Consider the following 13870-nt stretch of genomic DNA (forward strand, 5'->3'; position numbering starts at 1 on the left):
TAAATTAGAATCCGTATTCAACACCAACGGTGAAATTACGTCCAATTTGTGGAATATTCGATAAAAATGAATTGTGCGAATAAACCTGATCATCCAACAAGTTATTTGCTTTTAAATAAACCCGATAATCGTTGCGATTGTTTAACTGCCCAGCATAAAACACACCAACATTGACCATGTTATAACCTTGGGTTTCTTTTTCAAAGTCAGCAAATTTATCTTGCGTGAATACATGATAATACTCAGCTAAACCAGACCAACCATCAGCAAAATTGGTTTCCACCTTTGTACCAAGTCGTCCAGCAGGAACACGTGGAGCATTTTCCCCCTCTATCTTGCCTCTTACATAATCACCAAACACACTCACCTTGTAAGTATCATTAATTTGATAGCCTAGCTGAGCCTCAGTTCCATAAAAACGTGCCTTATCCTGCGTATATTTAAGTCCACGTAAATTGCCTTGTTGAGCTACAGTTGCACCATAAATATAGTCATCAAACCAATTGTGATAAACATGAACATGATAATCAAGCTGATCACCTTCATAATGGAGACCTAACTCTAGATTATTTGATGTTTCCTTATCAATATCTGGATTACCTAGCTCATATGTGTTTGTTGCAAAATGAAGACCATCTGCATATAACTCTTGAGCTAGCGGTAAACGTTGTTGATGAGACCCCACTAGAGACAACTTATAATTTGGCGCGAACTCCCAATTAGCTGCAGCTGATCCTGAAACAGCAGTCCCTGAGTAGTTCTTTTGATTGGAATCGACATCAATTTTTTGATGGTCTACACGAGCGCCCAATTCGACATGCACAGGACCAAGCTGTTTATGTTCTAGTGCAAATAAACTGTACTTATTGGTTTTTGTATCCGCCATCAGAACATCATGACTATGACCATGATGTTCATGATCGTGATCACTATGATCATGGTCACCATGATCAACTTCATCATGGTCATGTCCCTCAGGCGCATTAAGTTTTATTTTTTGCTGAGATGCTTGTACACCTACAACACCCTCCCAACCTAACAACGGGATATGAACCAACTCTAAACGACCATCATAACCCTTACTTTTAAAGTTACTAATAACTTCATTTTCTTCTAGTTCATCATGCTCGTAATCTGTAAAACTTAAATGAGCTCGCAGCTTTTCAAATCCTTTTAATGGATCATTTAATTCAGTTCGCAAATCATAGCGTTCAGATTTTAAGTCAACCCATGGACCTGCAGCATTTTCGTGTTCATGGTCGTGCGCTGAATTAGGTGGTGGACAATGGAAATGATCTCCATGCAATTCACATCCATGATATTCATGACTATGACCTGGTAATCCATATTTATCTTGTCGATTACTATATGACAGCCCCACAAAACCTCGATCATGGATCCATGAGCCGCCGACATTAACTGTTTGACCTTCTGAGAAGGTATTTTCTACACGTTTAGCACTTTCACGATGAGGCTCTGTCTCACCCTCATGATGATGTTCAGTGAAGTAACCTTTAAAAGGGATATAATCATTGGCTTTATGCTTCGTGCCTTCAACACGAAGTGCAAAATTTTCACCTATAGCTGCTGTTACACCTGCACTCGCAAGTTTTTCATCACTCCCAGAGTTGTAGCGGACGCCCACTTGCCCCTCTAGACCATTAGCTGGCATTTGTGTCGGTATTTTTTGATCAGTCACGTTGACTAAACCACCCACAGTTCCAGCTGCGTACAGTAATGTTGAAGGTCCTCGGATAACTTCCACTTGCTTCGCCAAAATAGGATCAACCGTTACGGCATGGTCAGGCGAAAGTGTTGATACATCAGCAGTTTCAGAAGCATGCTGTAAAACTTTTACACGCGGTCCATCTTGGCCACGAATCACAGGACGACTTGCACCTGTTCCATATTGATTAGAATAAACACCCAACTCATCGGCTAACGCATCACCTATGGTTGTTGGTCTTTCGGATAATTTTTTTTGATCAATCACATGATCCGCTACAGCGAAGTCAGCAGCTGTTTGAACCAATGGATGTGCGGTAGAAGAAATTGTATCTAATTGAACATTTTTTTGTTTTTGATCAGCATGTGCTGCGGATGCTATCACTGCTAAGACGGAGGCAGTGATGATATTTTTATGAAAGTTCATACGACAAGCTCAAAATTCGAAAATTTACAATTGTTGTTATAATATAACATTTCAACCAAACTTCAATCATATTTCATTCATTTACTCCAAATTAATTACCTTCATATAATTAAACCAATGGGTTACATATCAATGTTAATCTATAAAATTCGGATAGCATTTTTTTGATATATTTCTGCAATGCCCTTTACAATTTCACATGCTGTACTCGCACCAATTTTGCATAAAGCATCGGAAGGAACACTTCCTATTTCTGCTCTAGCAATTGGTTGCATGGTCCCTGACTTATTTCGTCTTTTTACAGATGAACATATCCAAATCTCACATCAATGGAGCGCATTGCTATATCCCAATTTATTGATGGGAATGGCATTCTGTCTATTGTGGTATGCACTATTACGACCTACTTTTTTTAGATGGGTTGGTATTTACAATCCCTTAAAACTCTTGAACTTTAGATCTGTCTTGCAGTTCTTCTTGCTGATCAATATTTCATTAATCTTGGGTATCAGCAGTCATATCCTTTGGGATGGTTTAACTCATGTTGATTACAGAACCTTTGCTTTTCATGACCTATTAGCTAAGCAAATTAATCTTTTCGGACAACACTACCCCCTCCATCGAATTTTACAGGTCGGTACCTCTATTATCGTTTTGCCCTTTATTTTATGGTTTGCAAAACAGTATTTTTGTACTTACCGTCAACCATTCAGAGTAACTCGTTCTATCACTATTTTTGCTGTGGTATCCGTGCTAATTTCAATATTAGGTGGATTATTTGGATTTATTCATTTCAACTCTAATTACAATACAGCCATTTTAAATGACCTATATGGTTACATTGGCTTCTCAATTAATTATTTCTTTAGAGGCTTTCTATTGACGTTTGCGATTTGTGCGCTTGTTTTTCAAATCCTAGATCAATTGGAATTATTCGAAGGATCGTCTTAATTTTAAATTTGCATTAAATAATAGGGCTTTCATAATCTTCTCCTTGTGACTGTAGTCTCAAAGAGGCATAATTCACCCTTTGTATAAAGGCGTTACGCTGTTTACGTATACGCTTTCATTAACCCATATAGTTGGATTTTTAACGCTATGATGCGAACTCATTACTGCGGTTCATTAACCGAAGCTCAAATTGATCAAACCGTTACACTTTGCGGATGGGTACACCGTCGCCGTGACCACGGTGGTGTAATTTTCCTTGATATGCGTGACCGTGATGGTCTAGTTCAAGTGGTTATTGATCCTGATACACCAGAAGCTTTCGAAACAGCTGATAAAGCTCGTTCTGAATTTGTATTAAAAATAACTGGTCGCGTTCGCCGTCGTTATGCTGGTACTGAAAATGCCAACATGGTGAGTGGTCAAATCGAAGTATTAGGTAAAGAAATTGAAGTTCTAGCAGCGTCTGAAACTCCACCATTTCCATTAAATGATGATAATACTAATATTTCAGAAGAAATTCGTTTGAAATATCGTTTCTTGGACATTCGTCGTCCAGAAATGTTAGAGCGTTTACGTTTCCGTTCTAAATTAACAAACCTTATTCGTAACTATTTCGAAGAAAACGGATTCTTAGACGTTGAAACACCTATTTTGACACGTGCGACTCCTGAGGGTGCGCGTGACTATTTAGTACCAAGCCGTGTATCAAATGGTAGTTTCTACGCTCTTCCGCAATCACCACAGTTATTTAAACAATTGTTAATGGTGGGTGGTATTGATCGTTATTACCAAATTGCTAAATGTTTCCGTGACGAAGACTTACGTGCTGACCGTCAGCCTGAATTCACACAAATCGACGTTGAAACATCGTTCATGAGTGACGATGACATCATGGATTTAATGGAACGTTTAACAGTTAAGATGTTTAAAGAACTTCTTAATGTTCAATTTGATAAGTTCCCACGTATGACCTATGCAGATGCAATGCGCGACTATGCGTCTGACAAGCCTGACTTACGTATTCCACTTAAACTCGTTGACGTTGCAGATTTAATGCAAGATGTAGAGTTCAAAGTATTCGCAGGTCCTGCTAAAGATCCTAAAGGTCGTATTGTTGCGTTACGTGTTCCGGGTGCAGGTTCACTTCCACGTAGCCAAATCGACGAGTACACTAAATTTGTTGGCATCTACGGTGCAAAAGGTTTGGCGTATATCAAAGTTAACGAACTTGAAAAAGGTATCGAAGGCTTACAATCTCCTATCGTGAAATTCATCGAGCCAATCGTGCTTGATCTATTAAAACGTGTGGGTGCTGAAAATGGCGATATTGTATTCTTCGGTGCAGATAAAGCGAAAGTTGTAAACGATGCAATGGGTGCTTTACGTATCAAAGTCGGTCATGACATGAAGATGGCAACTTGCGAGTGGGCACCACTTTGGGTTGTTGATTTCCCAATGTTTGAAGAAACTGATGATGGTAAATGGACCTCTGTTCACCACCCATTCACATTGCCAAAATCTAGCGTTGAAGAAGTGAAGAATAACCCAGGTGCTGCATTGTCTGTTGCTTACGATATGGTACTTAACGGTACTGAAATCGGTGGTGGTTCGCTTCGTATTCATAACTTAGAAATGCAAAAAGCAATTTTTGAAGCATTAGGTATTGGTGAAGAAGAGGCAGAAGAGAAATTCAGCTTCTTATTGAACGCTTTACGTTATGGTGCACCTCCACACGGTGGTTTAGCATTCGGTTTAGATCGTCTTGTGATGTTAATGACAGGTGGTTCTTCTATTCGTGATGTGATTGCATTCCCGAAAACGAAAACTGCGGAATGTCCTTTAACACAAGCTCCTGCACCAGTTGAATCAACTCAACTTCGTGATCTTGGTATTCGCTTACGTGAAAAACCAAAAGCTGAATCACAAGAATAACGTTTTGTTGATCTAAATAAAAACCCTGCAAGTGCAGGGTTTTTATTTCATTGAGATAAACGCTCAAAAATGGCATAATCTCAGAAAATATTTAAGAGTTCATTCATATGGCTATGCGTCCTGATGTTCGTCGTCATACAATCATTATTATTGTATTTTGCATCGTGCAATGGGCATTTATGCGTTATATCTTGAATGAACAATTATTTAACCTCACCACTTATCAGCGTATCGTGTTCTTTAGTACGAGTAGTTTTATTGCCGCATTTGGTTCAATCGCCGCACTTATTTATATGGTGATTAAAGGAAATGCGGATAAATAAGCATTGAGCTTACTTCCCTCTTCATTCTTCTCTTGCTTAAATTAAGTCAGTATTCATCTGACAAGATTCACCTATTATCAATAAATTATTAATTTTTAAATATAAATTAAATACTTAAGGGTTTAAAATTTTTAATAAAAACTTATGTCGATCATATTGGTGCACTATAGGAATCACAGATTGATCTTTATTGACTATTTTGCCATCTAACAAAGATATCTCTTCTTGCGAAAATAACCCTAAAGTTATTATATTGGAATCATTAGGTTGGCAGAATTGAATATTGGGTATACGACCATCGAATATCAACTTATTATGCATGGCTTGATCATAAATTCGATTCGACATGATTTTATATGGAATATTACAAAACTCACTTATCATTAACTGAATATAAGCCAGCATTGACTCTCGATCACCATAGCTTACTCCTGAACATGAAATCTGCTGCATTCCCATTTGCTCTAAGACTTCTACACCGTATGCATCTTTAATCCAGTCAGCGTTATAAGCCTCATCCTTTAATCTAACCTTTTGTTTTTCCATCCCGACATACAATCCATGTACGATGCCATCAAGTGGTGGAGCTTGGAAAATTACATCCCGAATATCAGATAAAAGAATTTTTTGAGCATTTGGACGAAGTCGAATCGCTTTTTGATACTCAAAGAAACGACCTACATGAGGATAACTCGCATAGTTCAAAGCGATTTCTTTCCAACCTTGCATTGGGATTTTAGCTACAAATTGAAAAAACAGAGTGGCGCAACGTCGTGCCAACTTATGTTTGAGTAATCCAACATAATCATTACGGTAGTGTAGCTTACCCATAGAACTAAATTGGTAATTAATAGTGTAGTGTTGAATATGCTTTAAGTGTTTTCTATATTCTTCTAATTGTTTACGATAAATGATTAAAACAAGTTCACCATCAAATCCAGTATGATCTAAAGAGTTTATGAACACTAAAATTTGAGAAACACTGTAACCTGTAGCAGCAGCTAGAATAACCTTCTCATCACCCATCGATATTTTTCCTATTTAAACTTAATTGTTCGGTGCTGATATACATCCAACAGTTGCTGAATGAGTCTAAACCACTCCCGTACAACCTTTTGTTTAAACGTCAATTTCTGCTTGATATGCTGTACTTGAATATCAAAACGCTTACGACGATTCTGCTCTAAACTACTTTCAAAAATTTCTTTTTGTGTAGGCTTTAATATATCGCTTTGAATACACAACCCAGGACTTAATTGATATGGAGTATACTGAGTTGACTGATCAAATAATTCAAAAACTATATGATCAACAGCCACCATTTCATCAAGACTTCGAGCATATTGCAATAATTGTTCACAAGCCTTTCTAGATAAAATATAGCCAGCACAACCTAAGTGTATACCATTCAGCTGATACAACGCTCGTTTACCAGGTACTATAGCTTGCTTTTGATAACCCATTTTTATTTTTTTTGAGAAAACTTCAAGTTTGATTATATGTGTATCTTTTGGTATCCAATTATAATTCTCTAAAAGTAGATGACTCTCTTGACCCAGGTAAACATCATCTTCAAATATAGTAATAAAATCAAATTGCTCATCAACTGCTTTTTTCCACAAAGTGAGGTGACTCAATAAGCAAGCTATTTCACCTTCTGTAAGCTCTGTCTTTTGAAAATTTAGATCCAATAAGTTAATCGATTTCTGACTAGAATCAGGTGTAATCGCATTAAAAAACTCAAAACCAACATTTTGACGATTGAATTCAATGCTTATGTGTTCACGTCGGCTCTTAGCAGTCTCTAAGCTAATAACAAAATTTCTCATAATTCAGCTACTTAAACTCTACTTTTCTAGCAAACAAACATAGCCTCAACTTATGAATCAAACGAAGAAATTCTCGTTTGATTTTTTGATCAATGCTCAACATTTGTTTTGGTACTTTAAAATTGTTGCGGAAAGCATCTAGCGAACTAACGAGCGTAATTTCTTGCTTGAGAACTTTCTCTTGTATACAAATGGCAGGTTCCAACTGATAAACAATATAATCATTGTGTTTAAGCAAATCAGAGAATAGTATGTGATCCAATGGTTTCAACGTTGTTAGATGCTGAATATAGTTTAGAATATTCTTTATGGCTTTTTTCGAAAGTATATATCCCGCAGCCCCAAAGTGATCTGTTTTTAGCTCACTTATTACATGTTTTTCTTTACTTAATTTTGATTTTTTTAAAATTACTCTCTCGAAGAAAGTTTCAATCTTTAAAATATCTATATTTTGTTCTAACCAACTACTATCCTTTAAAAATAAAGATGCATTTTCAGTTAAAAAAATGTCATCTTCAAAGATCGCAACATAATCCAAACCATCATTCAGCGCTTTCTTCCAAACAGTAATATGGCTCAATGCACACGCCAATTCACCTTCACTAATTTTAGTCAGGTCAAAAAAATCAAAATCGGATTTTATAATTTCGTAGGCTAAATCGGGAGTTAGAGCATCAAAAAACTCAAAATCAATTTTTTTTGCGTGAAATTCCTCAGTGATATGACTCCTTCGCTCATGAGCAGAAGGTAAACTTATAACAAAACTCTTCATATAAAATTGGGGATCTACTTTTTACTAAGCTTATAAAATAAAAAAAGTTAATAGATTATGGTTGTTAATAAATTTCACATTCAACAGTTCTAGTATGAAAAAAACATATACATTATACTTTAATTTAGATTAATTAAAAAAATATCTATCCATAAAAGTTAGTTTTTCTAGTTTGTCTAATTACACATTAGAACATTTGCAATACATTTAAAAACTACATGAGAGTTTAGCATTTTTAATGCCAATCTAAATGAGTGCTATCTTTCAATAATGATGGAGCTTGATAATTAAATGCTTTACCCTCAACAGCCATTTGATATTTTTCTAAATATCCATACATCATTTTTTCAGCATTAAAATATTCTTTAACATGTTCGTGACACTGTAAAGGATCATATTTCTGATTCAAAATAGCATCGACTAACTCATCGGTTTGAGGTGAAAGTTTTCCACAAAAATGAGGAACTAATTCTGGAATAGCCCCATAAGGCGTTGAAAAAACTGGACACCCGAAATACATACTTTCGATAATCGCTAAACCAAATGGTTCATGCCAACGCACTGGAAAAATCAAACCTTTTGAACCATTTAATAGTGCGAGTTTTTCTTGACCGCCCACCATACCATGAAAACGAATATTTGGAGAAAATGTTAAGCGTATGCCTCGTTTAAAATTAAAGCGGTCACCACCCAATACATCTAATTTTTGCTTCGCTTTTAAAGCAACATTGATCGCACCTTTGACATTCTTTAAACGCCAAGCCGCTTTACCTAAGAAATGATAATAATCACGCTTGGCTTTCCAATTCACATTACCATAATTTGACCAATCGAGGCCGTTATAAACAAAACTGTTCGACTGATGTCTCTCTGCATGATTTTTTGAAACAAAAATAGTATTTCTATCTAACAAATCACCCACTTGAGCATTACCATGTTCTGTCACAACATAAGGTATATCAATTTCAAGGTTTTTAGGTTGGAATTGAAAATGAACGATATCTGTATTTTCAGGAATTAATTGACTCCAAGATTTAAAAGGATCAATTTCAATAACTTCTGCAAAATCACAAGTTGAGCCCTTCGGGACGATAAATGTGACTTTATGACCGAACTCGACTAATTTTTTTGCTAAATCCCAAATAACTCGCTCCGTTCCACCGTAAGCAAAAACTGGAATCGTCGACATATTTGCGATTACAATATTCATTTATTCTTCTCTTGATTCATTTGCCAAAGCATCACGTATTTATTAAAGGTGTATCCCATCGAAGCGATTGCCAAAAATAATCCATATGCTCCACCAACAAAATCACCTCGGATAATATATTCTCGAATAAATGAAAATATTGATCGAAATATTAAGGCAATTAAACTGACTTTTTTTCCATTTTTAAACTTATCTTTTGCCCAATCATGACTATATCGAACATTTTTGAGCAAGAAATGGTGTAAATCATCGTTGGTCAAATGAGCCAAATAACCTGGCAAACATTGTGCTGAAACCCCTTTTTGGTCTAAAGATTCATGCACTTCTAAATCTGAATACTTAAAATGCTCACGTGAATAAAGTCTTGCAAGTTTGTCGGTGTACCAGCCTCGTTTTTGAACTTCAACACCACAGAATAAATTCACTCGCGCCAAACTAAACACTCGATCATACTGTACTGGCTGCTTTAGAATTTCTGCAATCGAGTCACGTAAAGGTTGATCCAATCGCTCATCTGGATCCAGAACCAACACATAATCTTGAGTGGCATAACTTTGAGCCAATTGACGTTGCTTACCAAAACCTTTCCAATCAGTATTTACAAACCATTTTGCACCGTAACGATCAGCAATTTCTCGAGTATTGTCCGTGCTTCCTGAATCTAGAATGACGATTTCATCCACGAGATCAACCACACTATCTAAGCAATCTGCCAAATGTCTTGACTCATTTTTTAAAATAATCACCAATGATAAAGTGGATCTTTTTTCTGTCCCAAGCTCGATTGAAGTTAGATTCTGCAATGCTTGATGTTCAGCAACAAACTTTCCTTCGGCATTGTTATGATGTAGATCATACAAAATTGCATATTTATTAAAAGTATATTGCGCAAATATTATCGAGTATAAAAAACCATAGCGGCCTTTCAAAAAACGACCATCTACAATATATTGTTTTATAAATGCCCAGAATGCATGCAGTAAAATTGCAAATGATGAAGTTGATTTTCCACGATTAAAACGATCAACTGCCCACGCTTTCGCGTATTGGAGTCTTTTGCTGAGTAAAAATTCTGGTGTAGGTGCAGTATGATGCAACATGAATCCATTCAATGTTTCTGTTCTAGCTTGATTCAAAACAATAGATTCATGCACTAAATTATCGTTATATTGAAATGATTTAGGATATAAACGCCAATGCGCTTTTATTGCCCAATAACGATTGTCAATCTCATGTCCAAAAACACAATCAACGCGTTTAATTCCATAAACGATATTTGCAGGTTGGTTTTGGATAACTTTTAAAATGCTTTGCTTTAATTCTTCAGTAATTTCTTCATCAGCATCCAATGCTAGAATCCAATCACCAGTCGCATAGCTTTGCGCCAATTGACGCTGTTTACCAAAACCAGGCCAATCTGTATTCACAAACCATTGACCGCCAGCAGCTTCGACCAGTTCACGTCCGTGATCAGTACTTCCAGAATCAAGCACAATGATTTCATCTACCCAACCACGCAATGCAGGTAAACTAACTGCTAAATTTTCAGCCTCATTTTTTACCATCATCACAACAGATAAACGGTATGCTCTTTCTTGTCTATTCAACATTTCCATGTTTAGCGCCAAGCATCCTTAATCCATTGACTTGGCAACACATAGCGGTACCATTTACCACCGCCACCATTCACAGCATCAGGTGGATTAATCTCACCATGGAAAATAATAATTTTAGCACCTTCAGGTTTTACTGGTGGCTTAAAAAACGCCATTGGGATTTTTTGTAAACAGTGATATTTATAACTTTTACACCAGCTATCTGGCCAATAGGTTTGCTTCGCATGTTTATCTACATACCATGACAAATAGGCTTGTTCATTACGGAATTTTTTTCGGATCTCATCAAAGTTCTCACGAAAATATGGTAATAATCCAGGGAAAGCGCCCAATTTAAAACGATATACTGAGCTATTACCTGTGATTCGCCATGGTCGTTTCCAGTCGTGAATAATTAAAAAATCACCTGGATAAGTGAAAAAATCATCCATGTTATCAACGATAACAACATCCAAATCTAAAAATAGCGCGTTACCCTTTAAGCCATATAAGTCAGGCTCAAAAGTTGAAAGTTTGTTCCAACCACGCTCAGGCGCGCCTTCAGGCAATGCTAACGGTGGAATAGGAAAGCATTTAACATTTGGATCAATTCCTTCTGTACGGTCAGTGAGACAAACCATCTGGAAATCAACAGTCGTGTGTCGTTTCACCATATTGTAAAGACGATTCACATACTCAGAACCATATTTGGTTCCCCACTTCATACACAAAACAATGTTCTGTTCTTGTGCAATCTCTTCTTCTAATAAGACATTGTTTTCATGTATTGACATGCCGTTTTATTCCACCGAATCAATAGCTGCATCATACCACAGAGTTAAAATATTCTTGAACGATAAGAATTCAAACTCGTCAAAATTGAAATCAAATCTTCATTAAATTGTCACGTCTTAGAAACCCTATTTTGTCAAATTAAATTTAATCTGGCTTGAACTAAAATAATGAAAATTACTATTGTCGGCACTGGGTACGTCGGTCTCTCAAATGCGATGATTTTAGCGCAACATCATGAAGTCACCGCCTTAGACATTGATCAAAATAAAGTAAATTTATTGAACAAGAAAATCTCACCTATACAAGACACAGAAATCTCTGATTTTCTAAGTAATAAACCATTAAACTTTAAAGCAACAACTAATGCTGTGGATGCATATTTTCAGACAGACTATATTCTTATTGCGACACCAACTGATTATGACCCTACAACCAATTATTTTGACACTTCAAGTGTTGAATCTGTGATCACTGAGATTTTAAGTATCAATCCATTAGCGACGATCATTATCAAATCGACAGTTCCTGTAGGTTACACCCAACAACTAAAAAGTAAATTTGAAACACAGAATATTATATTTTCACCTGAGTTTCTCAGAGAAGGAAAAGCATTGCTGGATAACTTATATCCTTCAAGAATTATAATGGGTGAAAATTCTGAACGAGCACATCAATTTGCAAACATGCTCATAGAGGGTGCTTATAAAAAAGATTGTCCAGTCTTGTTCACTGACTCCACCGAGGCAGAAGCAATCAAACTTTTTGCAAACACCTATTTAGCTATGCGCGTTGCATTCTTCAATGAACTAGATACTTACGCTCAAATATACCGATTGGACACTCGCCAAATGATCGAGGGTGTTTGTTTAGATCCTCGAATTGGTAAATTTTATAACAATCCATCATTCGGTTACGGCGGATATTGTCTTCCTAAAGATACTAAACAATTACTCGCCAACTACGACCAAGTTCCAAGCAATTTAATTCAAGCCATTGTAGATGCGAATATTACTCGCAAAGATTTTATTGCACAGTCTATTTTGGAGAGATGCCCTAGCGTTGTTGGGATATATCGTTTGGTCATGAAAAGTGGTTCAGACAATTTTCGATCGTCAGCAATACAAGGTGTTATGCGTCGTCTCAAAGCACAAGGAATCAAGATCATTATTTACGAACCCACACTTTCAGAGAAAAAATTTCAAAACTCAAAAATCATCAAAACACTGGAAGAATTTAAAAAAAGAGCAGATTTAATTATTAGTAATCGTCATTGCGATAAACTAAATGATGTTGCAGATAAAGTGTATACCAGAGATATTTTTGGTAAAGATGATTAAAAAAGGACTCAATTGAGTCCTTTTTTCAAAGCATTAATTACTTCACATATGTTAACCAGTGAGCATATTTAGGGTCTTTACCTTGTACGGCATCGAAGTATGCTTTTTGGATTTGTGTTGTGATTGGACCACGAACACCTTCACCGATTTGACGATCATCATATTCACGGATTGGCGTTACTTCTGCCGCTGTACCTGTAAAAAATGCCTCATCAGCGATATAGAATTCATCACGTGTGATACGGCGCTCTACAACGTCATATCCAAGGTCTTTCGCAATCGTAATAATGGTTTGACGAGTAATACCATCAAGAGCACCACCAGCGATATCAGGGGTATGAATCACGCCATCACGCACTAAGAATACGTTTTCACCTGAACCTTGACACACATAACCTTGTGGATCAAGTAACATTGCTTCGTCATAACCTGAGTGCGCAACTTCTTGGTGTGCCAAAATAGACAGCGTGTAGTTTCCTGATGCTTTCGCCTTACACATCGTCACGTTAGGGTGATGGTGTGTAAAAGAAGAAGTTTTTACACGAATACCCTTCACCATTGCTTCTTCACCAAGGTAAGCGCCCCAGCTCCACGCAGCAACCACTGCATGAATTGTATTATCCGTCGCTGCAATACCTAGCTTTTCCGAACCAATAAAGATAATTGGACGTAAATAGCAAGAAGCTAATTTATTTTCACGCACCACATCAATTTGAGCTTGTTCTAATGCCGCCTGATCAAACGGAACTTTCATTTGATAAATTTTGGCAGAGTTTAAAAGACGTTTAGTGTGTTCTTTTAAACGGAAAATTGCCGTTCCATTCGGAGTTTCGTAGGCACGGACACCCTCAAACACACCCATACTGTAGTGTAAAGTGTGTGTTAAGACGTGAGTTTTTGCTTCACGCCAATCAACTAATTGTCCATCTTGCCAAATAAAACCATCACGATCAGCCAAATTCATGACCTAAACT

12 protein-coding genes are annotated in these 13870 nt (G+C 36.7%); 4 read left to right on the plus strand and 8 right to left on the minus strand.

Features of this window, described 5'->3' with window-relative positions; translation table 11 throughout:
- Positions 1-4 precede the first annotated feature (4 nt).
- Positions 5-2152 carry a zinc piracy TonB-dependent receptor ZnuD gene (znuD, locus tag BMW42_RS10055; RefSeq protein WP_092767577.1) on the minus strand — a complete coding sequence of 716 codons (2148 nt, stop codon included), beginning with the start codon at positions 2150-2152 and terminating at the stop codon, positions 5-7.
- Between the two features lie 180 nt (positions 2153-2332).
- Between znuD and BMW42_RS10060 the strand changes: the two genes are divergently transcribed.
- The 3 genes from BMW42_RS10060 to BMW42_RS10070 all read left to right on the plus strand — a co-directional run bounded on the left by BMW42_RS10060 (position 2333) and on the right by BMW42_RS10070 (position 5358).
- On the plus strand, positions 2333-3103 hold the full coding sequence (locus BMW42_RS10060) for a DUF4184 family protein (RefSeq protein ID WP_092767579.1): 771 nt from the start codon (positions 2333-2335) through the stop codon (positions 3101-3103).
- A 147-nt stretch (positions 3104-3250) separates the two neighbouring features.
- The gene (aspS, locus tag BMW42_RS10065; protein ID WP_035265578.1) at positions 3251-5035 is read left to right on the plus strand and encodes an aspartate--tRNA ligase; all 1785 of its coding nucleotides are present in this window, start codon (positions 3251-3253) and stop codon (positions 5033-5035) included.
- A gap of 107 nt (positions 5036-5142) precedes the next feature.
- The gene (locus BMW42_RS10070; protein ID WP_035265580.1) at positions 5143-5358 is read left to right on the plus strand and encodes a hypothetical protein; all 216 of its coding nucleotides are present in this window, start codon (positions 5143-5145) and stop codon (positions 5356-5358) included.
- A 114-nt stretch (positions 5359-5472) separates the two neighbouring features.
- Here BMW42_RS10070 and BMW42_RS10075 read toward each other — a convergent pair whose 3' ends face one another.
- The 6 genes from BMW42_RS10075 to BMW42_RS10100 all read right to left on the minus strand — a co-directional run bounded on the left by BMW42_RS10075 (position 5473) and on the right by BMW42_RS10100 (position 11558).
- Positions 5473-6384: a hypothetical protein gene (locus BMW42_RS10075; RefSeq protein WP_092767581.1), complete on the minus strand. Its 912-nt coding sequence runs from the start codon at positions 6382-6384 to the stop codon at positions 5473-5475.
- Between the two features lie 11 nt (positions 6385-6395).
- The gene (locus BMW42_RS10080; protein WP_092767583.1) at positions 6396-7187 is read right to left on the minus strand and encodes a glycosyltransferase family 25 protein; all 792 of its coding nucleotides are present in this window, start codon (positions 7185-7187) and stop codon (positions 6396-6398) included.
- Between the two features lie 7 nt (positions 7188-7194).
- On the minus strand, positions 7195-7959 hold the full coding sequence (locus BMW42_RS10085; RefSeq protein ID WP_092767585.1) for a glycosyltransferase family 25 protein: 765 nt from the start codon (positions 7957-7959) through the stop codon (positions 7195-7197).
- 235 nt (positions 7960-8194) lie between these two features.
- Positions 8195-9169 (minus strand): glycosyltransferase, encoded by a 975-nt coding sequence (locus tag BMW42_RS10090; protein ID WP_092767587.1) that lies wholly within the window; start codon positions 9167-9169, stop codon positions 8195-8197.
- Complete coding sequence (locus BMW42_RS10095) at positions 9166-10776, minus strand: glycosyltransferase family 2 protein (protein ID WP_171260713.1); 1611 nt, start codon at positions 10774-10776, stop codon at positions 9166-9168. Before BMW42_RS10095 ends, BMW42_RS10090 begins: the two co-directional genes overlap by 4 nt.
- Positions 10777-10787: 11 nt before the next feature.
- Positions 10788-11558 carry a glycosyltransferase gene (locus BMW42_RS10100; RefSeq protein WP_092767589.1) on the minus strand — a complete coding sequence of 257 codons (771 nt, stop codon included), beginning with the start codon at positions 11556-11558 and terminating at the stop codon, positions 10788-10790.
- Between the two features lie 168 nt (positions 11559-11726).
- Between BMW42_RS10100 and BMW42_RS10105 the strand changes: the two genes are divergently transcribed.
- Entirely contained in the window at positions 11727-12896 is a 1170-nt protein-coding gene (locus tag BMW42_RS10105) for a nucleotide sugar dehydrogenase (RefSeq protein WP_092767591.1), read from the plus strand.
- Between the two features lie 37 nt (positions 12897-12933).
- Here the strand turns inward: BMW42_RS10105 and BMW42_RS10110 are convergent, their stop codons facing one another.
- Complete coding sequence (locus BMW42_RS10110; protein ID WP_092767593.1) at positions 12934-13860, minus strand: branched-chain amino acid transaminase; 927 nt, start codon at positions 13858-13860, stop codon at positions 12934-12936.
- Positions 13861-13870 lie beyond the last annotated feature (10 nt).

The sequence above is a fragment of the Acinetobacter sp. DSM 11652 genome (genome assembly GCF_900109815.1).
Lineage (GTDB): Bacteria > Pseudomonadota > Gammaproteobacteria > Pseudomonadales > Moraxellaceae > Acinetobacter.